The sequence below is a fragment of the Pseudomonas sp. MDT1-85 genome (genome assembly GCF_054898065.1).
Genome location: NZ_CM142715.1, coordinates 2339449 through 2364420 on the forward strand (window position 1 = coordinate 2339449; position 24972 = coordinate 2364420).

Annotated in this window: 17 protein-coding genes; 5 read left to right on the top strand and 12 right to left on the bottom strand. The window is 60.4% G+C overall.

The genetic code is table 11. From position 1 onward, the window contains the following. Positions 1-100: 100 nt before the first annotated feature. From cobA to ACYZT2_RS10690, 8 genes are all read right to left on the bottom strand, one after another. Positions 101-868 (bottom strand): uroporphyrinogen-III C-methyltransferase, encoded by a 768-nt coding sequence (cobA, locus tag ACYZT2_RS10655; protein ID WP_461971933.1) that lies wholly within the window; start codon positions 866-868, stop codon positions 101-103. Between the two features lie 10 nt (positions 869-878). After that, positions 879-3593: a nitrate reductase gene (locus tag ACYZT2_RS10660; RefSeq protein WP_461971935.1), complete on the bottom strand. Its 2715-nt coding sequence runs from the start codon at positions 3591-3593 to the stop codon at positions 879-881. Further along, entirely contained in the window at positions 3593-3910 is a 318-nt protein-coding gene (gene nirD, locus ACYZT2_RS10665; RefSeq protein ID WP_461971937.1) for a nitrite reductase small subunit NirD, read from the bottom strand. The genes ACYZT2_RS10660 and nirD overlap by 1 nt, the downstream gene beginning before the upstream one ends. After that, positions 3907-6360: a nitrite reductase large subunit NirB gene (nirB, locus tag ACYZT2_RS10670; protein ID WP_461971939.1), complete on the bottom strand. Its 2454-nt coding sequence runs from the start codon at positions 6358-6360 to the stop codon at positions 3907-3909. The genes nirD and nirB overlap by 4 nt, the downstream gene beginning before the upstream one ends. A 403-nt stretch (positions 6361-6763) precedes the next feature. Then, positions 6764-8434 (bottom strand): protein kinase domain-containing protein, encoded by a 1671-nt coding sequence (locus ACYZT2_RS10675; RefSeq protein WP_461971941.1) that lies wholly within the window; start codon positions 8432-8434, stop codon positions 6764-6766. Positions 8435-8441: 7 nt separating this feature from the next. Further along, positions 8442-9653 carry a nitrate/nitrite transporter gene (locus ACYZT2_RS10680; RefSeq protein ID WP_461971943.1) on the bottom strand — a complete coding sequence of 404 codons (1212 nt, stop codon included), beginning with the start codon at positions 9651-9653 and terminating at the stop codon, positions 8442-8444. 362 nt (positions 9654-10015) lie between these two features. Further along, complete coding sequence (locus ACYZT2_RS10685) at positions 10016-10591, bottom strand: ANTAR domain-containing response regulator (protein WP_008006986.1); 576 nt, start codon at positions 10589-10591, stop codon at positions 10016-10018. A 15-nt stretch (positions 10592-10606) separates the two neighbouring features. Next, positions 10607-11818 carry a CmpA/NrtA family ABC transporter substrate-binding protein gene (locus ACYZT2_RS10690; protein WP_461971946.1) on the bottom strand — a complete coding sequence of 404 codons (1212 nt, stop codon included), beginning with the start codon at positions 11816-11818 and terminating at the stop codon, positions 10607-10609. A gap of 229 nt (positions 11819-12047) precedes the next feature. Between ACYZT2_RS10690 and ACYZT2_RS10695 the strand changes: the two genes are divergently transcribed. Next, positions 12048-13067, top strand: coding sequence for a quinone-dependent dihydroorotate dehydrogenase (locus ACYZT2_RS10695; RefSeq protein ID WP_461973065.1), 1020 nt, complete (start codon positions 12048-12050; stop codon positions 13065-13067). Between the two features lie 231 nt (positions 13068-13298). Here ACYZT2_RS10695 and rmf read toward each other — a convergent pair whose 3' ends face one another. Continuing rightward, positions 13299-13514, bottom strand: coding sequence for a ribosome modulation factor (gene rmf / locus ACYZT2_RS10700; protein ID WP_003223300.1), 216 nt, complete (start codon positions 13512-13514; stop codon positions 13299-13301). A gap of 531 nt (positions 13515-14045) precedes the next feature. On the opposite strand from rmf, the gene rlmKL reads away from it, so the two are divergent. Both rlmKL and ACYZT2_RS10710 read left to right on the top strand, forming a co-directional pair. Beyond that, positions 14046-16316 carry a bifunctional 23S rRNA (guanine(2069)-N(7))-methyltransferase RlmK/23S rRNA (guanine(2445)-N(2))-methyltransferase RlmL gene (gene rlmKL / locus ACYZT2_RS10705; protein WP_461971948.1) on the top strand — a complete coding sequence of 757 codons (2271 nt, stop codon included), beginning with the start codon at positions 14046-14048 and terminating at the stop codon, positions 16314-16316. Between the two features lie 142 nt (positions 16317-16458). After that, a complete protein-coding gene (locus tag ACYZT2_RS10710; protein WP_461971950.1) occupies positions 16459-18849 on the top strand; it encodes a sensor domain-containing diguanylate cyclase in 2391 nt (796 codons plus the stop codon). Positions 18850-18986: 137 nt separating this feature from the next. Here ACYZT2_RS10710 and dacB read toward each other — a convergent pair whose 3' ends face one another. Further along, complete coding sequence (dacB, locus tag ACYZT2_RS10715; RefSeq protein ID WP_461971952.1) at positions 18987-20447, bottom strand: D-alanyl-D-alanine carboxypeptidase/D-alanyl-D-alanine endopeptidase; 1461 nt, start codon at positions 20445-20447, stop codon at positions 18987-18989. Positions 20448-20681: 234 nt separating this feature from the next. On the opposite strand from dacB, the gene ACYZT2_RS10720 reads away from it, so the two are divergent. Next, positions 20682-21026 carry a YggL family protein gene (locus ACYZT2_RS10720; RefSeq protein WP_007896965.1) on the top strand — a complete coding sequence of 115 codons (345 nt, stop codon included), beginning with the start codon at positions 20682-20684 and terminating at the stop codon, positions 21024-21026. A gap of 147 nt (positions 21027-21173) precedes the next feature. On the opposite strand, the gene ACYZT2_RS10725 is transcribed toward ACYZT2_RS10720, so the two are convergent. Further along, a complete protein-coding gene (locus ACYZT2_RS10725) occupies positions 21174-22364 on the bottom strand; it encodes a benzoate/H(+) symporter BenE family transporter (protein WP_461971954.1) in 1191 nt (396 codons plus the stop codon). 350 nt (positions 22365-22714) lie between these two features. Here ACYZT2_RS10725 and ACYZT2_RS10730 point away from each other — a divergent pair, with 350 nt between their 5' ends. Continuing rightward, a complete protein-coding gene (locus ACYZT2_RS10730) occupies positions 22715-23479 on the top strand; it encodes a GntR family transcriptional regulator (RefSeq protein ID WP_282380479.1) in 765 nt (254 codons plus the stop codon). Between the two features lie 180 nt (positions 23480-23659). Here the strand turns inward: ACYZT2_RS10730 and guaD are convergent, their stop codons facing one another. Further along, complete coding sequence (gene guaD / locus ACYZT2_RS10735; RefSeq protein ID WP_461971957.1) at positions 23660-24964, bottom strand: guanine deaminase; 1305 nt, start codon at positions 24962-24964, stop codon at positions 23660-23662. Positions 24965-24972 lie beyond the last annotated feature (8 nt).

Consider the following 24972-nt stretch of genomic DNA (forward strand, 5'->3'; position numbering starts at 1 on the left):
TCAGCGAGGGTGTGGCCGGGTTTTGAAAAGATCGCAGCCTTCGGCAGCTCCTACAGGGGCGCATTTCAAATGCTGCCGCAGGCTGCGATCTTTTTGATCCTTAACGGGATGAGCAGCGAGCCAACGTAGGAGCTGCCGCAGGCTGCGATCTTTTGATCTCATCACAGGCCGCCACAGCACCGATCACCAAAATCGCCGGGCTTTTGAGCTGGAAGCTGCAGGCATCGTCTTCCATGGCCGTCAGATCGCTCCGACATTCCCGCTGGTGCGGCAGGGAAGCATTCTCGATCATCGCCACGGGTGTATCGGCTGCCATTCCGCCCGCCAGCAGTTGCTCGCGAATTTCACTGAGCTTCGCCACGCCCATGTAGATCACCAGCGTTGTGCCCCCTTGAGCCAGGGCCTGCCAGTTCAGGCTGCTGTCATCCTGTGTGTGCGCCGTGACCAGTGTCACGCCCCGCGCAACACCTCTCAGCGTCAGCGGAATATCGCATTGGGTCGCACCGGCAAGACCGGCCGTGATGCCATTGACCAGCTCAACCTCGACGCCACGCTCACGCAGCCACTGTGCTTCTTCACCGCCGCGCCCGAAAATGCACGGATCACCGCCCTTGAGCCGAACCACGCATTTACCGTGGCGGGTATAGCGCAACATCAGGCGATGAATGAAAGCTTGAGGCGTGGAGCGGCAGCCACCGCGCTTACCCACAGGAATAATGCGCGCGTTTGGGCAATGCTCCAGCACCGCGTCATTGACCAGATCGTCGATCAACACCACGTCCGCTTCGCGCAACGCTCGAACCGCCTTGAGGGTCAGCAATTCAGGGTCGCCAGGACCCGCACCCACCAGCCAGACTTTTGCGCTCATAGTGTTTTCCTCACGAGATGACGGCGACTGGCTGCGCGGTGGCGGCCAGCAAACGCTTGATTTCCGGAACGCAGGAGCCGCATTGCGTGCCGCAGCCCAATTCTTTTTTCAAACCCTGCAAGTCCAGTCCACGGCTGATGCCGGCACACACCGCGTTCTGGCTGACGTTCATGCAGTTGCACAGGGTTTTGGAGCCCGATGCCGGACCGCCAGCGCTGCCCGGTGGCGCACTCAAAGGCGCCAGCAGCCAACGGCGTAGCCGTTCGTCGGCGCGACCTTCGAGCCACAGGCTTTGCAGCCAGTGCTGAGCGAGGGTTTCACCGGCCAGGCGAATCGCGGTGATCCGACCGTTCTCGATCCGTACCCGCTTGCCGATCGAGCGCCGAGGATCGTCGTAGGCCAATACCGGACCGTCGTTGAGCCCCAGACATTGATCGATATCACGCAATAGCTGCGGCTCTGGCGCGGTGGCGCTGGCGGCGCGTATCAGCAGTGCAGGGCGTTCACGGCCGGTCAGGCTGAGGCTTGCGTAGGAAAACGCCTCGCAGAGCGGTCGCAGCGTCTCCAAATGTTGTTGAACATCACCCTCTATCAGGGCGAAAAGCTGCCAAGGCAATTGCACTGGCTCGAGTCGCACACCGCTGTGTTTGAGTTCCGGTTGTTTCGACAGCGGATCGAAGGCGGGAAGGGTGAGGGTATTCACGCCGCCCTTGAGAAAGCGGTCGCCCCAATGCATCGGCAGGAACGCCTGGCCCGGACGTACGCTATCGTCGCTGCTGACCGGCACGATCACCGAGCCCCGGCGACTTTTCAGACTGATCAGGTCACCAGGTTGCAGGCGATGCCGACGCAGTTCATCCGGGTGCAGGCTCAACACGGCTTCGCTGACATGGCCGAATAGCTGCGCGGCGGTGCCGGTGCGGCTCATGCCGTGCCATTGATCACGCAGGCGGCCGGTAATCAGGGTCAGCGGGAAGCGCGCATCGCGTTGTTCCTTGGCGGCGCGATACGGGTCGGTCACGAACTGTGCACGCCCACTGGCGGTCGGGAAAATCCCGTCGAGATACAGCCGCGCGGTCCCTTCGCGGGCACCGACGGGGAAGGGCCATTGCTGCGGACCGAGTTGGTCGATCAATTCATGGCTGATCCCGGACAGGTCGAGGTCGCGGCCGCGAGTCAGGTGTTTGTATTCGTCGAAGACCTGCGCCGGGGTTTCAAAGGCAAACAGGCTGGTAGCTCCAGGGCGCAGATGTTTTTCCAGGCGCTGTGCGAAATCCACGGTGATCGCCCAGTCGGGCCGTGCTTCACCGGGTGCGCCGATGGCCTGACGGACGTGGGAAATGCGCCGTTCGGAGTTGGTGACCGTGCCGTCCTTTTCACCCCAACTCGCGGCGGGCAGCAGCAGGTCGGCGAACGCGGCGGTTTCGGTGGTGCGAAAGGCTTCTTGCAACACCACGAACGGGCAGGCTTGCAGTGCCGCGCGTACAGCGGTCTGATCCGGCAGCGATTGTGCAGGGTTGGTGCAGGCGATCCACAGGGCTTTGATCTTGCCACTGCGCATCTGCTCGAACAGTTCGATGGCGGTTAGCCCGGTGTTCGCGGGCAGTTGATCAACGCCCCAGTAGTCGGCCACTTGTGCGCGGTGTTCGGCATTAGCCGCTTCGCGATGGCCTGGTAGCAGGTTCGACAAACTGCCGGTTTCCCGGCCGCCCATGGCATTCGGCTGACCAGTCAGCGAGAAAGGTCCTGCACCGGGCCGGCCGATTTGCCCGGTAGCCAGGTGCAGGTTGATCAGCGCGCTGTTTTTTGCGCTGCCGGCGGTGGACTGATTCAGCCCCATGCACCACAGCGACAGAAAGCTCGGTGAAGTGCCGACCCATTCCGCGCATTGATGCAGTTGTTCGACGCTGATGCCGCAGAGTTGCGAAACCATTGTCGGGTTGTAATCGCGCACCAGGTTTTTCAGCTCGGCCAGGCCTTCGGTGTGGGCCTTGATGAAGTCGCGGTCGACCCAGTCTTCCCACAGCAACAGGTGCAAAACCCCATGAAACAAGGCGACATCGGTACCGGGCAGGATCGCCAAATGCATATCAGCCAAATCGCAAGTGTCGGTGCGCCGTGGGTCAATGACGATGACTTTCATCTGTGGGCGGCGGGATTTGGCTTCTTCCAGGCGACGAAAGAGGATCGGGTGGGCGTAGGCCATGTTGCTGCCGACGATCATCACGCAGTCGCTCAATTCCAGGTCTTCGTAGCTGCAAGGCGGAGCATCGGCGCCGAGGCTGCGCTTGTAGCCGACCACCGCCGAAGACATGCACAGCCGTGAATTACTGTCGATGTTGTTGGTGCCCACCAGCGCTCGCGCCAGTTTGTTGAAGGCGTAGTAATCCTCGGTCAGTAACTGCCCGGAGATATAGAACGCAACGCTGTCCGGGCCGTGCTCGGCGATGGTCTCGGCGAAGACGCTGGCGGCGTGATCGAGGGCGCTGTCCCAGTCGGTGCGGCTGCGGGCCAGGCCTTTGCCCAGGCGCAGTTCCGGGTATAGAGCTCGTGCCTTCAAGTCGCCGGTCAGGTGTAGGGTTGAACCTTTACTGCACAGTTTGCCGAAGTTGGCCGGGTGCGCCGGATCGCCGCTGACGCCGAGGATGCGCTCGCCGTCGTGCTCGATCAGCACGCCGCAGCCGACCCCGCAGTAGCAGCAGGTGGAGGCGGTGATCTGGTTCATCAGCTTGCTTCCCGCAGGGCCAGCAGCACCCGGCCGTTCTCGACCCGTGCCGAGTGATGGTGGGCGCAGCCGACATCCGGGGCCTGGGCCTCGCCGGTTTCCAGGTCGATCTGCCAGTTGTGCAGCGGGCAGGCCACTCGTTTGCCGTAGATCAAACCCTGGGACAGTGGCCCGCCCTTGTGCGGGCAGCGGTCGTCGAGGGCGAAAACCTCATCGTCGCTTGTACGAAAAATCGCGATGTCGCCTTTTGGGCCGGCGACGATCCGTGAGCCCAGTGCGTTGATTTCTTCCAGTGCGCAGATATCCAGCCAGTTCATGCCTGCACCTCCAGGTTCTTCAAGGGAATGACCTCGAATTCTTTTTTCAGCAACGGCTGTTCGAGACGTTCCTTCCAAGGGTCCTGTTCGAACGACAGGGAAAATTGCAGGCGATCGTTCAATGCCTTGCGCCGCTCCGGATCTTCCAGCACGGCTTTCTTGATGTGTTCCATGCCGACCCGTTGCAGGTAATGCACGGTGCGCTCAAGGTAGAAGGCTTCTTCGCGATACAGCTGCAGAAAGGCGCCGTTGTATTCGCGCACTTCTTCGGCGGATTTCAGTTTGACGAAGAACTCCGCGACTTCGGTTTTGATCCCGCCATTGCCACCGATGTACATCTCCCAGCCGGAATCCACGCCGATAATTCCGACGTCCTTGATCCCCGCTTCCGAGCAGTTGCGTGGGCAACCGGAGACGGCCAGTTTCACTTTGTGCGGCGACCACATGTTGAACAGGTCGTGCTCAAGCTCGATGCCCAGTTGCGTGGAATTCTGGGTGCCGAAGCGGCAGAACTCGCTGCCGACGCAGGTTTTTACCGTGCGGATGGATTTGCCGTAGGCGTGGCCGGACGCCATGTCCAGGTCTTTCCAGACACCTGGCAGGTCCTGCTTTTTGATCCCCAGCAAGTCGATGCGCTGGCCGCCGGTGACCTTGACCATCGGTACGTTGTACTTGTCGGCCACGTCGGCAATGCGCCGCAGCTCTGAAGGATTGGTCACACCACCCCACATCCGCGGGACTACAGAGTAAGTGCCGTCTTTTTGAATGTTGGCGTGGGCGCGTTCGTTGATCAGGCGCGATTGCGGGTCGTCCTTGGCTTCGCCCGGCCAGGAGGAAATCAGGTAATAGTTGAGCGCCGGACGGCACGTGGCACAACCGTTCGGGGTGCGCCAGTTCAGATAGCTCATGGTGCCAGCGATGGTCAGCAGGTGCTGGTCGCGGATTGTCTGGCGGATTTGCCCGTGGTTGAGGTCGCTGCAACCACAGATGGCTTTTTCGCTTTTCGGTTTGACGTCCGCTGCGCCGCCCACGGTGTTGATCAGGATCTGTTCGACGAGACCGGCGCAGGAACCGCAAGAGCTGGCGGCCTTGGTGTGTTTCTTCACATCGTCGACGCTGAACAGTCCGTGTTCCTGGATGGCCTTGACGATGGTGCCTTTGCACACACCATTGCAGCCGCAGACTTCGGCGGTGTCGGCCATGCTCATGGCTTTGTCCTGGCCTTGATGTCCTACGTCGCCTAAAGCATTTTCTCCAAACATGAGGTGATCGCGGATCTCGCCGATGGCATGGTTCTCACGGATCTGCCGGAAATACCAACCGCCATCTGCCGTATCGCCGTACAGACAGGCGCCGACCAGCACGTCATCCTTGATCACCAGTTTTTTGTAGACCCCACCGATCGGGTCGGAGAGGGTGATGGTCTCGGTGCCTTCGCCGCCCATGAAGTCGCCAGCAGAAAACAGGTCGATGCCGGTGACTTTCAATTTGGTCGACGTCACCGAACCCTTGTAGGTGGCGAAGCCCAGTTGGGCGAGGTGGTTGGCGCACACCTTGGCCTGTTCGAACAGCGGCGCGACCAGGCCGTAGGCGATACCACGGTGGCTGGCGCATTCGCCGATGGCATAGACCCGAGGGTCGTAGGTTTGCATCGTGTCGTTGACCAGAATCCCGCGGTTGCACGGGATGCCGGATTTTTCCGCGAGTTCAGTATTGGGGCGAATACCGGCGGCCATCACCACCAGATCGGCGGGGATGATGTCGCCGTTCTTGAACTGCACCGAGCCGACCCGGCCATTGCCGGCGTCGTGCAGGGCCTGAGTCTGTTCGCACAGGCGGAAATGCAGGCCACGGGCTTCCAGCGCGGTTTGCAGGAGTTGGCCACTGGTTTTGTCCAGTTGCCGTTCCAGCAGCCATTCGCCGATGTGCACCACGGTGACGTGCATGCCGCGCAGCATCAGGCCGTTGGCGGCTTCAAGACCCAGCAGGCCGCCGCCGATGACCACGGCGTGCTTGTGCGTCTTGGCGGTGTCGATCATCGCCTGCGTGTCGGCGATGTCGCGGTAGCCGATCACGCCCTGCAAGGTGTTGCCGGGGATCGGCAGGATGAACGGGGTCGAGCCGGTGGCAATCAGCAGGCGGTCGTACTCGGCCTCGGTGCCGTCTTCGGCGATGACCCGGCGTTTGACCCGGTCGATCTCCACCACTTTGCGGTTGAGCAGCAGCTTGATGTTGTTTTCCAGGTACCAGTCCAGATCGTTGAGCACGATCTCTTCGAACGTCTGTTCGCCGGCCAGTACAGGCGACAACAGGATGCGGTTGTAGTTGGTATGGGGTTCGGCGCCGAAGACCGTGATGTCGTACAGCTCATTACTCAGCTTGAGCAGTTCTTCCAGGGTACGAACCCCGGCCATGCCGTTGCCGATCATCACTAGTTTTAGTTTTTTCATCAGGTTCTCCGGGGAGCTCGGGCCTGCCTCATCAGGGCATTCAGGCCTTGCTCGACAAAATTTTGCGCAAACAAAAAAAGGCGTCCCGCTAGGTAACTAGCGAGGACGCCTTTGTCCTTGTCCCGTTCTCTCGGGCAGCGCACCTTCTACGTTGAAGGTTGGGCTTTATGTATGTTGGGAAAGGTAATGCAGTGGTTGTGCCAAGTCGCACAAATGCCCAATTTATGGGCTCTCAGCGTGGGAGAAGGATGTTTGCGTGCACCGGTTCAAGGCGCGATGCCCGGTTTTGAAGCAGGAAGATCAAAAGATCGCAGCCTGCGGCAGCGCCTACAGGGGATCGTGGGCCACCCGTAGGAGCTGCCGCAGGCTGCGATCTTTTGATCTTTTGGGGCGGTTGAGAAACTCAACCATGAAACAGCAAAAACAGCAGCACCAGATTCACCAGCAACGACACCAGCGCCAACGTCCGCCAGACTTTCAACGGTTCGCGCTCCAGCAACGGTCTGGGGCGCACGCTCAAACTGCGTCGTTCTCCCTGTTCCAGTAGCAACAACCATTCTTCCGCTGTTTCAAAACGCTGATCCGGAGCCGCCGCCACCGCGCGCTCCAGACTTTGCGCGATCCATTCCGGCAGGTCGGGCCGGTAGCGACTGGCGCTGACAGGCACACCAAACCGAGGGCGCTGGAACGCTTCGATTTCGCCGTAGGGATAATGCCCGGTCAACAGGTAATACAAGGTCACGCCGACCGCATACAAATCCTGTTGTGGTGTAGGCGCGTCACCTCGAAAGGCTTCCGGCGCGATATAACTGGGCGTTCCGGGAAGGGCGCAGGCTTGATCTTCGGACAGCCCGGGGCAGTAGGCGAGGCCGAAATCCAGCAGGCGCAACTCGCCGTCGTCCCCCAGCAGCAGGTTCTCCGGTTTGATATCGCGATGCAGAATTTGCCGTCGATGCAAGATGCCGATGGCCCGCAGCAAGCGTTCGGCCATGTCCAGCCATTGAGCCAATGGCAGCGTTGCGACACGCTCATGCAGCTCAGCCAAGGTCGACCCGGAATATTCCCGCATCACGTAGTACAAATGCTGACGCTGACTGGCGGCATGGACTTCAGGAAAATGCCGCCCGGCCACACGCTTGAGAAACCATTCCTCCGACAGCAATGCCTGCCCGGCCTGGTGATCGTCCCGGAGCGCACTGGGCAAGGTTTTCAGCAGCCAAGGCTGTTGTTGTGCGTCGCGCACCCGGTAGAGCAGTGATTGCTGGCTCTGGCCGAGGATCCCTTCGACCTGCCAGCCTTCGAAAGTCTGACCCGGCTTCAACGCAGGCGGGAGTGGCCATTGCTGCAGATGAATCAGTGCGTCGCCAATGCTGGTTTCACCGAGGGCATCGACCCGCACCAGCAGAGCGCTGGCATTGTCCTGGCTGCCGGCCAAGTGCGCCGCGTTGACCAAAGTCTGCGCGGCACTGTTCAGGTCAGGTTGATCGCGCAGAATTGCCGCAATGGCCGTGTCGCCCAGCACAGCCCAGATGCCGTCGCTGAGCAGCACGAAACTCTCGTTCAGACGCAGTTCGCCATCGAGAAAGTCCAGCACCAAGTGTTGATCCAGCCCCAGGGCCCGCTTGAGCACATGCTGCATGCCCGGCTGGTCCCAGACGTGATCCTCACTCACCCGTTGCAACGTGTCGGCGTGCCAGCGATAAACCCGGCAATCGCCCACATGAGCCAGCGTGAAACGCCGGCCGCGCATCACCAGGGCACTGACCGTGGTCAGCAGCGGTTGCCCGCCGCCGTTAGCCTGCAACCAGCGATTTTGCGCCAGTAGCAGACGGTCCAATGCCTGGGCGACACCCCAGGTTTCCGGGGTGGCGTAGTAGTCCAGCGCCAAGGCCTGCAAGGTCGAACGGGCCGCGAGCCCACCATCGGCACATTGGCTGACGCCGTCGGCGATGGCGAACAGGTAACCCTTGCTCGCCGCCAGCGCCGGGGCCGGAGTGACCAGACGCAGAGCGTCCTGGTTCTCCTCGCGGGGGCCGATGGCGCTGTGTTCGGCAAAGCTCAGTTGCAGGCTCATTCAGTCCTCACACCCGTGCAGCGGTGACGGCTGCCGAACCCCAAGTGGTTCTCCAGCGACGTTTCACACCGTGCAGACCGAACCAGGCAAGTACACCGAGGCTTGCGAACAACCACAACGCCAGTTGATAGCTGCCAGTGCTCTGCTTGATTGCGCCCATGCCGGCTGCCAGTGCGAAGCCACCGATGCCGCCAGCCATGCCGATCAGCCCGGTCATCACGCCGATCTCCCGGCGAAAACGCTGCGGGACCAACTGGAATACTGCACCGTTGCCTGCACCCAAACCGAGCATGGTGCAGACGAAAAGCGCCAACGCGGCGTAGGAACTCGGCAGATTGAAACCCACTGTCGCAATGCAGATCGCCGCCACGGTGTACATCGCCAACAAGGTACGAATCCCGCCGAAGCGATCCGCTAGCGCGCCGCCCAACGGACGCATCAGGCTACCACCGAACACACAAGCCGCAGTGTAGTAGCCGGCGGTCACCGGGCTCAGGCCGTACTGGTCGTTGAAATAGCCGGGCAGGGCGCTGGCCAGACCGATGAAGCCACCGAAGGTCACGCTGTAGAAAAACATGAACCACCAGCTATCGCGGTCACCCAAGGCTTTGAAATAGTCAGACACGGACTTGGCTTTCGGGCGCTCGGGGGCATTCTTGGCCAGCCAGGCGAAGACGATCAGGGTCAGGATCAGCGGGATCAGGGCGAAGCCGAACACGTTGCTCCAGCCAAACGCGGCGGCCAGCACCGGGGCGATCAAGGCAGCGAGCACCGTGCCCGAGTTACCGGCACCGGCGATGCCCATGGCTTTGCCTTGGTGCTGGGGCGGATACCATTGCGAGGCCAACGGCAGGGCGACGGCGAAGGACGCACCGGCCATGCCGAGGAACAGGCCCAGCAACAGCGCTTGCTCGTAAGTGTGAATGCCGACTTTCCAGGCGACGAACAGGGCGCAGATGACGATCACCTGGCCGATTATCCCGGCGGTTTTTGGCGACAGGCGATCAGCCAGCAGGCCCATCGCAAAGCGCAATACGGCCCCGGCCAGAATCGGCGTGGCCACCATCAGCCCACGCTGTTGGGTAGTCAGCTGCAGGTCGGCGGCGATCTGCACCGCCATTGGGCCGAGCAGGTACCAGACCATGAAGCTCAGATCGAAATAGAGGAAGGCTGCGAACAGGGTCGGGGTATGGCCGGATTTCCAGAAGCTTGAATTCATCGCGCACCTCAGCTGTCAGGCGTATCAAGAAGGAGTCATGAGCTTGCAGGTGGGCGCCGCAATGGCCGCACCACCAGCCCCGGTCTCTGGGGCCAAAACGGAAAAACGCCGCTACCCGATCCGCCAAGGTGGGGCGAATGAGGTGAGCGACGTCTTTGTCGTAGGTGGGGCAACCGCCGTTGGTTACCTTGCAGGGATTTACTTAGCGAGATTTGTGCCAACACGTAAGGTCGGGGTTGTGGCCATTCGCGGGCAAGCCTCGCTCCTACAGGTTTTGTGGGGAATTCAGATGTTGTAAACGACACAAAACTTGTAGGAGCGAGGCTTGCCCGCGAAGGCGTCAGTACAGGCTCCGCAAGGCTTCAGCCAAGCAACTCACTCATGGCAATGATCTGCTCCGCCACCTGAATCAGCTTCTGCTGGCGGCTCATGGCCTGGCGACGCATCAGGGTGTAGGCCTCTTCTTCGTTGCAGTCCTTCATCTTCATCAGCAGCCCCTTGGCCAGTTCGATGCGCTTGCGCTCGGCCAGTTGCTGGTCGCGGGCGTGCAGTTGCGCGCGCAGGGCCTGGTCGCTTTCAAAGCGCGCCATGGCCACGTCGAGAATCGGCTGCAAGCGTTGCGCGTGAATGCCTTCGACGATGTAGGCACTGACGCCGGACTTGATCGCCCGGCGCATCACATCGGGATCGTGCTCGTCGGTAAACATCACAATCGGCCGTGGTTGGTCACGGGTCACCAGCACCACTTGCTCCATCACATCGCGGCTCGGTGACTCGGTATCGATCAAAATCACGTCCGGACGCACCGTTTCGACGCGCGCGGGCAGGTCAATGGTCAAGCCGGATTCGTCGATGACCTCGAACCCGGCTTCGGTCAGAGCCGCCTTCAGACGCCCGACTTTTTTCGCAGTGTCATTGATCAGCAGGATACGCAACATATTCGTAGGCTCCTGTCAGCGGCTGGCGAGAAGGGGAGCGCTGTCGCTCATGGCGTGCAACGTGAAGCTGCGGGCATAGCCGGCCGGGTCCGAACCGTCCCAGACTTTGCCGTCGATCAATTGACCGTTGCGCATTTCCTGACTCCGGGCGGACACACCGACAGCGGTGGCGGCCTCACGGTATAAGTCTAGTTGCTGGACCTGACGGGCCACGCCGAGGTAATCCGGGTCGTCACGCAACAAACCCCAACGCCGGAACTGGGTCATGAACCACATACCGTCGGACAAATACGGAAAATTGACCTCTCCACCACCGTGGAAACGCATGGCGTGCGGGTCTTGCCAGCGATTGCCCAAACCATCGGAGTAGTCACCGAGCAAGCGCGGTTCGATGCAATCGAGCGGTGCATCCAGATACTCAGGCGCACTCAACAGTTGCGCGGTGCTGCGGCGATTTTCGCGGCTGGCTTCGATGAATCGGCTGGCTTCAAGGATCGCCATCACCAATGCCCGTGCGGTGTTGGGGTATTGCTCGACAAAGGCGCGGGTGCAGCCAAGGACCTTTTCCGGGTGATCGGGCCAGAGGGTCTGGCTGGTGGCCATCGTAAACCCGAGATTCTGCTGCACCGCACTGGCCGCCCACGGCTCGCCGACGCAGAAACCGTCGATGCGCCCGGCTTGCAGGTGCGCGACCATTTGCGGCGGTGGCACCACCACGCTGTCGACATCCTGCAAAGGATGAATGCCCTGGCTCGCCAGCCAGTAATACAGCCACATGGCGTGGGTGCCCGTGGGAAATGTCTGAGCGAAGGTCAGTTTTGGGCGACTTTGGTGCACATGCCGGTCCAGTGCTTCAGGACTGGTCACGCCCAGGGCCTGCAAGCCGTGGGAGAGGTTGATGCTCTGGCCGTTCTGGTTCAGGCCCATGAGCACGGCCATGTCGGTGGAGGCTACGCCGCCGATGCCCAAATGCACCGCATAAATCAGGCCGTACAGGCTGTGGGCGGCGTCGAGTTCGCCGCTGACCAGTTTGTCCCGCAGATTGGCCCAGGATGACTGGCGCTTGAGGTTCAGGGTCAGGCCGTACGGTTGGGCGAAGCCCTGGGTGGCGGCGACTACTACTGAGGCGCAGTCGCTCAGGGCCATGAAGCCGAGATTGATTGCGGTTTTTTCCGGGGCATCGCTGCCGTTGACCCAGGCCAGTGGGCCGGCTGATGGTTCGTTCATCGATTTCGCACCTTCCAAAAAAAAGCGTCGTCCCAAGGCCTTTGCGTGGGCAAAGCCGGGTGACGACGCCATTGTCCTTCCACTCATCCCGCCGTTGGCATGAGTGCTGATGCTTGTGACGGTGCAAGGCATATGCCATCGCTGGCTGATTTTGTTGCGCGCCTCGCGTGAAGCCCTGATGCGCGGCTATAATCGCCGCCTCTCATCGCCAACCGAGTCAAGCCTGCCCATGTACACCCTGGCCCGTCAGCTGCTGTTCAAACTTTCCCCGGAAACCTCCCACGATCTGTCCCTGGACCTGATCGGCGCGGGCGGGCGTTTGGGCCTCAACGGCTTGCTGTGCAAGGCACCGGCGAAATTGCCGGTGACGGTCATGGGCCTGGAGTTCCCGAACCCGGTGGGTTTGGCGGCCGGTCTGGACAAAAACGGCGCGGCAATCGATGGCTTTGCCCAATTGGGTTTCGGTTTTGTCGAAATCGGCACCATCACCCCGCGTCCGCAACCGGGCAATCCGAAACCCCGGATTTTCCGCTTGCCGGACGCCGAGGCGATCATCAACCGCATGGGCTTCAACAACCTAGGCGTCGATCACTTGCTCGCTCGCGTGGCGGCAGCCAAGTACAAGGGTGTGCTGGGCATCAACATCGGCAAGAACTTCGATACCCCGGTTGAACGTGCGGTCGACGACTACCTGATCTGCCTGGACAAGGTCTACGCCCACGCCAGCTACGTGACGGTCAACGTCAGTTCGCCGAACACCCCCGGCCTGCGCAGCCTGCAATTCGGCGATTCGCTCAAGCAATTGCTCGCCGACCTGGCCACCCGTCGGGCGGAACTGGCCCTGCGCCACGGCAAACATGTTCCGCTGGCGATCAAGATCGCGCCGGACATGACCGACGAAGAAACCGCTCAAGTCGCCCAAGCGTTGATCGAAACGGGGATGGACGCGGTGATTGCCACCAACACCACCCTGAGCCGCGTTGGCGTCGAAGGCATGGAACATGGTGACGAGGCGGGCGGTTTGTCCGGCGCACCGGTTCGCGACAAGAGCACTCACACGGTGAAGGTGCTGGCGGCGGAACTGTCCGGTCGCTTGCCGATCATCGCCGTGGGCGGCATCACCGAAGGCAAGCACGCGGCTGAGAAAATCGCCGCGGGTGCGAGCCTGGTGCAGCTCTACTCCGGCTTCATCTATAAAGGACCGGCGCTGATTCGTGAATCGGTGGATGCCATAGCGGCCCTGCGCTAATCCCTGTGGGAGCGAGCACGGATTGACAGGCAACATCATTGTTGAATGTTGAACCGCTATCGCGAGCAGGCTCGCTCCCACAGTGTGTTTGCAGCTCAAGGTTGAGTTTTATGCAGGCATAAAAAAGGGCTCCTCGAAGGAGCCCCTGGGCCGAGGCCCGCCGTCCGGATGGGACGTGCGTGGTTAAGTCGTTGCGTAATCAGATTGTCGTGTCGGAGTGTGTGCCCTGTATTAGCCGACGGCGTGAAGTTCGTTGAGTCTGTGGATTCCCGCAGTGCCGGTCATACCGTCCCAGTTGTCGCCGCGTCCTTCTCGCCAGCCATTGATCCAGGCTTGGCGTACCGACGGTAGAGTAAATGGGCAAAGCTCACGGGATTTACCACCAACGCCATATTGATATCCGCGCAAAAATGCTCTTTCCAACGGATCACGCTTAAGTCTTCTCATAGGGTGTTGCCCTCACTTGTTGACTGTATTTATCGCGTCGACCTCAATCGAGGTCAGGCAGAAAAATCCTGCCGTTGGCGGCTCGCTGCCGGCGTCGCGAGCCAAGGTGTTGACGCCGTTGCGACGTCAACCTGAGTTGAGTTCTAACCAATGCGTCACATCGAGGGAATGATCGTTTTGTCATAAGAACGTAACCATAAAGATGCTATGGCCATAAGTAACACGATATTTGTCCCGCGTTCATTGGCCAAACCCCGGTATGATCGGGCCTGCGCTAGATGGTGGAGGTAAGCCTTTAACGAGAATGACACCCGTTGCAGTTGGGGACTATTCGACGAAGGGTCGACTTATGACATTTTGTTGCATCAACTTTTTTATCTGCCCTGGCATCTAAGCTCTTTTAACCCGAGCAGTCAGGGTGGGGACGGCACACCTTCGTGCCACGCGGGCGCTCTGTTAGAAAAGCGCCTGATTGAAAACCGGATCGGCAATGCGTTGCCGGTTCACTTAGCTAAAGGCTCTGGAACTACCATGTCCGATCGTTTCGAACTCTTCCTCACTTGCCCCAAAGGCCTTGAAGGCCTGCTCATCGAGGAAGCCGTCGGGCTTGGCCTTGAGGAAGCACGTGAGCACACCTCGGCTGTGCGCGGCATGGCCACCATGGAAACCGCCTATCGCCTGTGCCTGTGGTCGCGTCTGGCGAACCGCGTGCTGCTGGTGCTCAAGCGCTTCCCGATGAAGGACGCCGAAGACCTCTATCACGGCGTGCTGGATATCGAGTGGCAAGACCACATGCTCAACGACGGCACCCTGGCTGTCGAGTTCAGCGGCCACGGGTCGGGCATCGATAACACGCATTTCGGCGCCTTGAAGGTCAAGGATGCGATCGTCGACAAACTGCGCACCCCGCAGGGCGACCGTCCGTCCATCGACAAGCTCAACCCGGACCTGCGCATTCACCTGCGCCTGGACCGTGGCGAAGCGATTCTGTCCCTTGATCTGTCCGGTCACAGCCTGCACCAGCGTGGTTACCGCTTGCAGCAAGGCGCGGCGCCGCTGAAGGAAAACCTCGCGGCCGCGATCCTGATCCGTTCCGGCTGGCCACGGATTGCCGCCGATGGCGGCGCGCTGGCTGACCCGATGTGCGGTGTCGGTACGTTCCTGGTCGAAGCCGCCATGATCGCCGCCGACATGGCGCCGAACCTGCGTCGCGAGCAATGGGGCTTCACCGCTTGGCTCGGCCACGTGCCGGCGCTGTGGAAAAAGCTCCACGAAGAAGCCACCGAACGCGCTGCGGCCGGTCTGGCCAAGCCACCGCTGTGGATTCGCGGTTACGAAGCTGACCCGCGCCTGATTCAACCGGGCCGCAATAACGTTGAACGGGCCGGCCTGAGCGAGTGGATCAAGATCTACCAGGGCGAAGTCGCGACGTTCGAGCCGCGCCCGGACCAGAACCAGAAAGGCCTGGTGATCTGCAACCCCCCGTATGGCGAGCGTCTGGGCGATGAGGCGAGCCTGCTCTACCTCTACCAGAACCTCGGCGAACGTCTGCGTCAGGCCTGCCTGAACTGGGAAGCGGCGGTGTTCACCGGCGCCCCGGACCTGGGCAAACGCATGGGTATCCGCAGCCACAAGCAGTATTCGTTCTGGAACGGCGCCTTGCCGTGCAAATTGCTACTGATCAAGGTCACGCCGGACCAGTTTGTCACCGGCGAACGTCGCACCCCGGAACAGCGTCAGATCGAGCGCGAACAGGCCGAGTCCGATGCACCGTCGAACATCGAAGCGCCGGGCAAGTACGAGAAGTACAACAAGAACGGCAACCCGATCAAACCTGCCCCGGTGGTGATCGAGCAACCGCGCTTGAGCGAAGGCGGGCAGATGTTTGCCAACCGCCTGCAAAAGAACGTCAAGGCGCTGGGCAAGTGGGTCAAGCGTGAAGGCATCGATTGCTACCGCGTCTACGATGCCGACATGCCTGAATATTCCATGGCCATCGACCTGTATCACGACTGGGTCCACGTCCAGGAATACGCCGCACCGAAATCCATCGATCCGGAAAAAGCCTCGGCGCGGATGTTCGATGCCCTGGCGGCGATCCCGCAAGCGTTGAACATCGACAAGAACCGCGTGGTGGTCAAACGTCGCGAGCGTCAGAGCGGCACCAAGCAGTACGAGCGTCAGGCAGCACAGGGCAAATTCGTCGAGGTCAACGAAGGCGGCATCCAGCTGCTGGTGAACCTCACCGACTACCTCGACACCGGGCTGTTCCTCGACCACCGGCCGATGCGTATGCGGATTCAGAAAGAGGCGGCCGGCAAGCGCTTCCTCAACCTGTATTGCTACACTGCGACCGCCAGCGTTCATGCGGCCAAGGGTGGCGCGCGCAGCACCACCAGCGTTGACTTGTCGAAAACTTATCTGGATTGGGCGCGTCGCAACCTGTCGCTGAACGGTTTCTCCGACAAGAACCGTCTGGAGCAGGGCGATGTGATGGCTTGGCTCGATGCCTGCCGTGACGAGTACGACCTGATCTTCATCGACCCGCCGACCTTCTCCAACTCCAAGCGCATGGAAGGGATCTTCGACGTGCAGCGTGATCAGGTGCAGTTGATCGACCTGGCCATGGCGCGTCTGGCGCCGGGCGGAGTGTTGTACTTCTCCAACAACTTCCGCAAGTTCACGCTTGAGGAAAACCTCGCCGAGCGTTATGCCGTTGAAGAAATCACCGCCCAGACCATCGATCCGGATTTCGCCCGTAATGGCAAGATCCACCGTGCGTGGAAGATCACTGCTCGCTGACACTTGAGCCTGATTGGATCCAGAGCCTTGGTTTTTAAAGGCTCTTGGGTTCTTTCAGTGCTGGTCAAATTAATGGCTAATGGCTATAACACAACGTGTGGCCAATGGGCTTTTCCGGCACCTGGCGTTTTGAGTTGTATCTATGTCGTTGCACGCCGTGCGCCCCAAGATCCTGGGTTTTATCCGCGAAGATGTTTCGGCCTGGCTGGTCGCATTGTTGGCATTGCTCGTCGGCGGGATTCTCACGGGATTGCTGGCCTGGGCGACGTTCAATCAATTTCATCAGCAATTGCGGCAACGTTTCCAGCTGCTCGCCAGTGAACGTTACAGCCGTATCGAAGAACGTTTCGAAGATCAGGAACAGCGCCTCGACGGCCTGCGCCGGTTCTTCGTCAATTCAGAATCGGTGTCCCGCGAGGAATTCGACGGATACGCCAAACCTCTTTTGCGCCGCACCCAAGCCTACTCCTGGGCCCCCCGGGTTTCCCGCGCCGAACGTCCCCTGCTTGAACGCGCGGTGCGTGAAGAAGGCTTGGGCGACTTCACCTTTCGCGAACTCACCGCCGATGGCCAGTTGCAACCGGCCATCGAGCGGGACGAGTACGTACCGGTGCTCTACACCCAAACCCAAAGCCGACTGCCTACGCCGCTGGGTTACGATCTGCTGGCCCAGCCCCTGCGCCGTTCGACCCTGGAACGGGCCGATCGCAATAGCCGCATGGCCGTGTCGCAACCGTTGCATCTGGTAGGCATCGAGTCGGCCTATTCGCGGGGCGTGTTGTTGGTAGCGCCAGTCATCCGTCAGAACCTCCCGAATGCTGCACCCGCGGGGTATGTCATGGCGGTGATCAGCATGCGCCAACTGTTGGCGGACGGGCTGCCGGAAGAGAATCACGACTCTCTCTCGGTGCGTATCCTCGACTTATCCACCGATGAGCAACACGAAGTGTTGTACGAGTCGACAAACACGGGGGGGGCCAGTGACTTGTCTTCCACGCGTTTGTTACGTCTGGCCGACCACGATTATCAAGTGGATATGCGCCCCAGCGCTGCGTTCCTGAAAGCCAACCATTCCTCGGTAGCCAGCCTGGTGGTGCTCGGCGGTTTGCTCAGCTTGCTGCTCAGTGTGTTTCTCTATGTGCTGGTCAGCCAGCGCCAGCGAGCGCTGAAAATGGTGGAACAGCGGACCCAGGAACTTCACGACCGTGAGCAAGAGTTGCGCGGCACGCATTCCCAGTTGCGCGGTGTGCTGGATGCCGCGACTCAGGTGGCGATCATCGCCACCGACCTGCGCGGAGTCATCAGCACCTTCAACGCCGGCGCAGAGCAGATGCTCGGTTACTTCAGTGCGCAGGCCGTGGGCCACATGACCCTGGAAAGCCTGCATCTGCCCCAGGAGATTGAAGCGCGCTCGGCCGAGTTAAGCGCGCGCTATGGCAAGCCGATCCCGGCGTGTCAGGCGATGTTGGTCGAAGGCGGGGAAGAGGGCGGTCACGAAGCGCGAGAGTGGACGCTGGTCCGCCACGACGGCAGCCATTTGACGGTGAACATGCTGGCGACCCCGGTCCTCGACGAGGAAGGCTTGTGGGTCGGGCACCTGGCGATCTGTATCGACATCACCGAGCGCAAGCGCGTCCACGAGGCCCTGGCGGCACGTGACCTGTTGTTGAAGAAGCTCAGCGCCCACGTGCCCGGCGGGATTTACCAGTTCAAGATGGAATTCGATGGGCGTTTCAGCGTGATCTACGCCAGCGACGGTATCCGCGAAATCTACGAACTTGAGCCGGACGTGCTGTTGCTCAATGCCGAAGCGGTGTTCGCGCGGATTCATCCTCAGGATGCACGTCGGGTCCGCGCATCGATCCAGGCATCGGCGGACACCCTCTGCCCCTGGCGTGAGGAATACCGCGTGCAATTGCCTCAGCGTGGCTTGCGCTGGGTCCGCGGTGAAGCGACGCCGGAGGAACTGCTCGGTGGCGGTGTGCTCTGGCATGGCTACATCTCTGACATTTCCGACCTCAAGCGTGTGGAAGAGGAATTGCGCGCACTGTCGGTGACCGATTCCCTGACCGGAATCCATAACCGTCGCTACTTTCAAGAGCGCCTGACCACCGAAATGGCCCGGGTCGAGCGCGGCGGTGGCGAGTTGTCGGTGATCATGCTCGACATTGATCACTTCAAGCGCATCAACGATCAGCACGGTCATGCCGTGGGTGATCGGGTATTGCAGGCCGTGTGCGAGCGTATTGGCGGTCGCCTGCGGCGCACGGATGTGTTCTGTCGTCTGGGCGGCGAAGAATTCATGGTGCTCTGTCCGGATACCGACGGCGAACAGGCCCAAGTGTTGGCGGTGGAGTTGTGGCAAGGGTTGCGCAGTGCGCCGATCGACGAGGTCGGGATTGTCACCGCGAGTTTCGGGATTGCCAGCTGGCGAGCCGGAGAGGGCGCGGATGCGTTGCTGTTGCGGGCGGACTCAGGGGTGTATGCGGCGAAGCAGGCGGGAAGGGATCGGGTTGAGGGGCAGATGAGCTAAGCCAGGCTGCATACAATCCCTGTGGGAGCGAGCCTGCTCGCGATAGCGGTCTGTCTGTCACATCATTACTGGATGTGCCGCCGTCATCGCGAGCAGGCTCGCTCCCACAGGGGATCTGTGGTGTTCGTTAGATCCGGTTACAACACCGAAGCCGTTTCCGGCAGTTTCGGCTGGCGGTACAGATCCAGCAGCACCTGATCCAGCACCGAGGAGGCGCCAAACGGTGCCTTGTCGTTGAGGATCGCTACCACCGCCCAGGTATTGCCATTGATGTCGCGGCTGTAGCCGGAAATGGCGCGCACGGTGTTCAGGGTGCCAGTCTTGACGTGGGCTTCACCGGCCATGGCCGTGCGTTTCAGGCGTTTGCGCATGGTGCCGTCGGTGCCGGCAATCGGCATCGAGCTGATGAACTCGGCGGAATACGGGCTGCGCCAGGCGGCTTGCAGCATCGCGGCCATTTCACGGGCGCTCACTCGCTCGGCACGGGACAGGCCAGAGCCGTTCTCCATCACCAGATGCGGCGCGGTGATGCCTTTCCTTGCCAGCCACTGACGTACCACGCGCTGGGCCGCCTTGGCGTCGTCACCGTCGGCATCAGTGCGGAACTTCTGGCCCAGGCTCAGGAACAACTGCTGAGCCATGGTGTTGTTACTGTATTTGTTGATGTCGCGAATGATTTCCGCCAGGTCTGGCGAATAGGCCCGGGCCAGTACCTTGGCGTTACTCGGCGTCGGTGCCAGACGATCCTGGCCCTGGATGCTGCCGCCCAGTTCCTTCCAGATTGCTCGCACAGCGCCGGCGGTGTAGGTCGCGTGATCGAGCAGCGACAGGTAGGTCTGGGAGCTGCAACCTTCGCCCAGCTGGCCGCCAACGGTCACGGTGACGCTGCCATCAGCCTGGGGCACCGGGTTGTAACGCACGCCACCGGTGCATTGCTTGGAGTTGAGCGCCTTGACCTGATTGTCGATGCGGATGCTGGCAATCGGCGGCTCGACCGACACCAGGACCTTGCCCGAATCGTTGCGAGCCACGAAGCGCAGGGCTTTGAGATTGACCAGCAGCGCGTCGGGTTTGACCAGGAACGGTTTGTTCTCGTCATTGCCGTCGTCGTTGAATTCAGGCAGTTGCGGTTGCACGAAGAAGCCGCGGTCCAGCACCAGGTCGCCGGTGACCTGAGTTACACCGTTGGCGCGCAAATCACGCATCAGCAGCCAGAGTTTTTCCATGTTCAGCTTCGGATCACCGCCACCCTTGAGGTAGAGGTTGCCGTTGAGGATGCCACCGCTGAGGGTGCCGTCGGTGTAGAACTCGGTTTTCCACTGGTGGTTCGGCCCGAGCATTTCCAGCGCGGCATACGTGGTCACCAGCTTCATGGTCGAGGCCGGGTTAACTGAAACATCAGCGTTATGAATGGTAGGGGTGCCCGGGCCGTTGAGGGGGATCATTACCAGCGACAGGGCACTGTCCTGCAGTTTGCTGGCCTTGAGGGCCTTTTCGACATTGGGTGACAGCGCGGTGTTGATCGAAGCGGCGGAAACGGGGAGGGCCAGGGGCAGAAGAAGACTGGCCAGCAGCAATGGACGCAAAGATTTGATCATCTGAAATAAAACCCTACAGCCGAGGGGAAAAAAGACGAGGGCATGGAGATAAATTCCCTCAGCGGTCATGAAAGTGTCGGCATTATGCCCCAAGGTGCAACAGCTTGTGCCTTACCCCGGTCGTCTAATCCGCTATTTTTTTACCGACGGTAGGCGTAGCGCCATTCTGAGGCGGGCAATCGGCGCCTTAAACTGCTAAAGTGCGGCCCGTTATTACTTATGAGGATTGTTCCAATGGCGACTAACCGTTCCCAGCGTCTGCGCAAAAAACTGTGCGTCGATGAATTTCAAGAGCTGGGTTTCGAACTGAACCTGGATTTCAAAGAAGATTTGGCTGATGAAGCCATTGATGCTTTCCTCGACGCGTTCCTGAAAGAAGCCATGGAAGCCAACGGTCTGGGCTATGTTGGCGGCGACGACTTCGGTCTGGTTTGCCTGCAGAAGCGTGGCTCGGTCTCCGAAGAGCAGCGTGCCGCTGTTGAAGCCTGGCTCAAAGGCCGCAGCGAACTGACCGAAGCAACCGTCAGCCCGCTGATCGACGTCTGGTACCCGGAAAAGCCGATCAATCCGGTAGCTTGAGGTTCTAAAAAACGGCGGCCCAAGGGTCGCCGTTTTTTTTGAAGATCAAGAGATCGCAGCCTCGTTTCACTCGACAGCTCCTACGCAGCTCCTACCTCGAATGCGTTGCCCTGTAGGAGCTGTCGAGTGAAACGAGGCTGCGATCTTTCAGCTTTTACGCCAATTCAAAATCACCAGCGTCAACACCCCCGCCACAATCCCCCAAAACGCCGAACCGATGGAAAACAGCGTCAGCCCCGACGCCGTCACCATAAAAGTAATCAGCGCTGCTTCCCGTTCCTGCACTTGCGCCATGGCAATGCTCAACCCATTGATGATCGAGCCGAACAGCGCCAGCGCGGCAATCGACAGCACCAGCTCTTTAGGCAATGCGGCAAACAACGCCGCCAACGTCGCGCCAAATACCCCGGCAATCCCATAGAAAATCCCGCACCAGACGGCGGCCGTGTAGCGCTTGTTGCGATCTTCATGGGCGTGCGGCCCGGTGCAGATCGCCGCGCTGATGGCGGCCAGGTTGATTCCGTGAGAACCGAACGGCGCCAACAGCAACGAGGCAACGCCGGTGGTGGTGATCAGTGGCGAGGCCGGCACGTTGTAGCCGTCGGCGCGCAATACGGCGATGCCCGGCATGTTCTGCGAAGTCATCGCCACCACGAACAGCGGAATGCCGATGCTGATGGTCGCGGCCAGGGAAAAGTGCGGCGTGGTCCAGACTGGCATTGCGACTTCCATGTGGAAGCCACTGAAATCCAGCAACCCCATAAACCCCGACAGTGCGGTGCCGATCAACAGCGCGGCGAGCACGGCGTAGCGGGGCGACAGGCGTTTGACCACCAGATACGTGAAGAACATCCCCAGCACCAGCGTAGTGCGGTGCTGGGCGGCGACGAAAATCTCGCTGCCGATCTTGAACAGAATCCCCGCCAGCAATGCCGCCGCCAATGAGGCCGGAATTTTTTTCACCAACCGTTCGAAACTGCCGGTCAGGCCACAAATGGTCACCAGCACTGCGCAAGTGATGTAGGCGCCAATAGCCTCGCCATAACTGACACCGCCCAGGCTGGTGATCAGCAACGCCGCGCCGGGGGTCGACCAGGCAATGGTGATCGGCGTGCGGTAGCGCAAGGATAAGCCGATCGAGCACACCGCCATGCCGATGGAGATCGCCCAGATCCACGATGAAATCTGCCCGCTAGTCAGGCCCGCCGCTTGCCCGGCCTGGAACATCAACACCAGTGAGCTGGTGTAACCGGTCATCATGGCGATGAAGCCGGCGACGATGGCCGAAGGTGACGTATCAGTCAGGGGGCGAAGCTGCGTGTGCGTGGCGTCGGTCATGACAGCGGTGTTCCTTATACCTATGAAAATATCCGAACCAACGCCGCTCTACGTAGGAGCTGCCGAAGGCTGCGATCTTTTGACTTTGATTTTAAAAACAAGATCAAAAGATCGCAGCCTTCGGCAGCTCCTACGGGGATCGCGTTTGAGCCACGGATTCTGGGTTCAAGCCTAAACTGAAAAGTAACCGGTCGTTGCAATACAGCGAGGGCGTCAAACAGCCGTACAGTCGTGTTGCCACCTTCCATTGTGTACAATCGCGGTGTTTTTTACGCGATACTTGCCAGCGACCCACTGTGCCGTATTACAGTCACGGTCAATTCGCCGCAGTTCTCCCGACTCGAGTGCCCATGAACGAACAGTTGCAACCCCTCAAGAAACAACCGCGAGCAGGCAAAGCCGGCCGCAGCGGTACCCAGGACGATATTGTCTATGCGCATATCTTCGAGGCCATCCTCGAACAGCGTCTGGCGCCCGGCACCAAGTTGAGCGAAGAAGCGCTGGGGGAAATTTTCGGGGTCAGCCGCACCATCATTCGCCGCGCGCTGTCGCGTCTGGCCCATGAAGGCGTGGTGTTGTTGCGACCGAATCGCGGCGCTGTCGTCGCCAGCCCGAGTGTCGAAGAGGCCCGTCAGGTGTTTCTGGCGCGGCGTCTGGTGGAGCGGGCGATCACTGAATTGGCGGTTCAGCACGCCACGGCCGAGCAGATTGCCGAGTTGCGCCAGATGGTCAACGACGAGCGCGACAGCTTCTCCCGTGGCGATCGCGGTGCCGGTATTCGTCTGTCGGGCGAGTTTCACTTGAAATTGGCTGAAGCGGCGAAAAATGCGCCGCTGATCAGCTTTCAGCGCAGCCTGGTGTCCCAGACTTCGTTGATCATTGCCCAGTATGAAAGCGGCAATCGCTCCCACTGTTCCTACGACGAGCACACCCAGTTGATCGACGCCATCGAAGCGCGAAACGCTGAGTTGGCGGTGGACCTGATGATGCATCACATGGATCACATCGACAGCAAACTCAACCTCGACGAAGAAAGCGCGTCGGATGATTTGCATGCGGTGTTCTCGCATTTGTTGCAGACCAAGAAGCCTGGGCGGCCGGTCGCGAAACTTTAAGTCAGACCGCATCGCTCCCATCGCGAGCAGGCTCGCTCCCACAGGGTTTTGTGTTGAATGCAAATTCTGTAATCACTGAAGATCAACTGTGGGAGCGAGCCTGCTCGCGATAGCGATCGGACAGGCAATAAAAATCCCCCGGACTGTAGAGTGCGGGGGATTTTTTTATGCCCGAAAAACCTAGCGCTGATGCACCTGATTCCCCGCCGCATACGTCTGCAACACCGTCCGGTCATCCCCCAGCGTCATCAATACAAACAACGTCTCGGCAATGTTATTGGCCTGCTTCAAGCGATAGCTGAGCAGCGGCGTGGCGTTGTAGTCCAGCACCAGGAAGTCCGCATCTGTGCCCGGTTGCAGGGTGCCGATCTTGTCTTCCAGGCGCAGAGCGCGGGCGCCGCCGAGGGTGGCCAGGTACAGCGATTTGAACGGGCTCAGCCGTGCACCTTGCAGTTGCATGACTTTGTAGGCTTCGTTCAGGGTTTGCAGCAGCGAGAAACTGGTGCCGCCGCCGACATCGGTACCGAGGCCGACATTGAGTTTGTGTTTCTCGGCCATCGGCAGATTGAACAAACCGCTGCCGAGGAAGAAGTTCGAGGTCGGGCAGAAGGCGATGGCCGAGCCGGTCTCGGCCAGGCGCGCGCATTCGTCGTCGCACAGGTGCACGCCGTGGGCGAACACCGAGCGCTTGCCGAGCAGTTGGTAGTGATCGTAGACGTCCAGGTAGCCCTTGCGCTCAGGGAACAGCGCCTTGACCCACTCGACTTCCTTCAGGTTTTCGCTGATGTGGGTCTGCATGTACAGATCCGGATATTCACTCAGCAATTGGCCGGCGAGGGTCAGTTGTTCCGGGGTGCTGGTCGGGGCGAAGCGTGGGGTGACTGCGTAGTGCAGACGACCCTTGCCGTGCCAGCGCTCAATCAGCGCCTTGCTTTGGACGTAACTCGATTCGGCAGTGTCGGTCAGATAGTCCGGCGCGTTGCGGTCCATCATTACCTTGCCGGCGATCATCCGCAGGTCCAACTGTTCGGCGGCCTCGAAGAACGAGTTCACCGACTGCGGATGCACGCTGCCGAACACCAGCGCAGTAGTGGTGCCGTTACGCAGCAGTTCCTTGATGAAAATATCCGCGACTTCGTCAGCGTGGGCCTTGTCGGCGAATTGGCTTTCGCACGGGAAGGTGTAGGTATTCAGCCAGTCCAGCAGCTGTTCGCCATAAGCGCCGACCATGCCGGTTTGCGGCAAGTGGATGTGAGTGTCGATGAAGCCCGGGGTGATCAGCGCGTCCTGATAATGCGTGATCTGGATATCGGCCGGCAGGGTCGGCAGCAGTTCGCTGGCGTGGCCGATGGCGCTGATCTGGCCGTTTTCGACCACCAGCAGACCGTCTTCGAAATATTCGTACGAGGCTTCGATACCCACTTCGGCGGGATCGGCGATGCTGTGCAGGAGGGCGGCGCGGTAGGCTTTGCGAGTCAGAGGCATGGGATCTC

Excerpts from the sequence above, each read along its gene's own strand:
- cobA (WP_461971933.1), bottom strand. The coding sequence starts at position 868 with ATGAGCGCAAAAGTCTGGCTGGTGGGTGCGGGTCCTGGCGACCCTGAA.
- ACYZT2_RS10660 (WP_461971935.1), bottom strand. The coding sequence starts at position 3,593 with ATGAACCAGATCACCGCCTCCACCTGCTGCTACTGCGGGGTCGGCTGC.
- nirD (WP_461971937.1), bottom strand. The coding sequence starts at position 3,910 with ATGAACTGGCTGGATATCTGCGCACTGGAAGAAATCAACGCACTGGGC.
- nirB (WP_461971939.1), bottom strand. The coding sequence starts at position 6,360 with ATGAAAAAACTAAAACTAGTGATGATCGGCAACGGCATGGCCGGGGTT.
- ACYZT2_RS10675 (WP_461971941.1), bottom strand. The coding sequence starts at position 8,434 with ATGAGCCTGCAACTGAGCTTTGCCGAACACAGCGCCATCGGCCCCCGC.
- ACYZT2_RS10680 (WP_461971943.1), bottom strand. The coding sequence starts at position 9,653 with ATGAATTCAAGCTTCTGGAAATCCGGCCATACCCCGACCCTGTTCGCA.
- ACYZT2_RS10685 (WP_008006986.1), bottom strand. The coding sequence starts at position 10,591 with ATGTTGCGTATCCTGCTGATCAATGACACTGCGAAAAAAGTCGGGCGT.
- ACYZT2_RS10690 (WP_461971946.1), bottom strand. The coding sequence starts at position 11,818 with ATGAACGAACCATCAGCCGGCCCACTGGCCTGGGTCAACGGCAGCGAT.
- ACYZT2_RS10695 (WP_461973065.1), top strand. The coding sequence starts at position 12,048 with ATGTACACCCTGGCCCGTCAGCTGCTGTTCAAACTTTCCCCGGAAACC.
- rmf (WP_003223300.1), bottom strand. The coding sequence starts at position 13,514 with ATGAGAAGACTTAAGCGTGATCCGTTGGAAAGAGCATTTTTGCGCGGA.
- rlmKL (WP_461971948.1), top strand. The coding sequence starts at position 14,046 with ATGTCCGATCGTTTCGAACTCTTCCTCACTTGCCCCAAAGGCCTTGAA.
- ACYZT2_RS10710 (WP_461971950.1), top strand. The coding sequence starts at position 16,459 with ATGTCGTTGCACGCCGTGCGCCCCAAGATCCTGGGTTTTATCCGCGAA.
- dacB (WP_461971952.1), bottom strand. The coding sequence starts at position 20,447 with ATGATCAAATCTTTGCGTCCATTGCTGCTGGCCAGTCTTCTTCTGCCC.
- ACYZT2_RS10720 (WP_007896965.1), top strand. The coding sequence starts at position 20,682 with ATGGCGACTAACCGTTCCCAGCGTCTGCGCAAAAAACTGTGCGTCGAT.
- ACYZT2_RS10725 (WP_461971954.1), bottom strand. The coding sequence starts at position 22,364 with ATGACCGACGCCACGCACACGCAGCTTCGCCCCCTGACTGATACGTCA.
- ACYZT2_RS10730 (WP_282380479.1), top strand. The coding sequence starts at position 22,715 with ATGAACGAACAGTTGCAACCCCTCAAGAAACAACCGCGAGCAGGCAAA.
- guaD (WP_461971957.1), bottom strand. The coding sequence starts at position 24,964 with ATGCCTCTGACTCGCAAAGCCTACCGCGCCGCCCTCCTGCACAGCATC.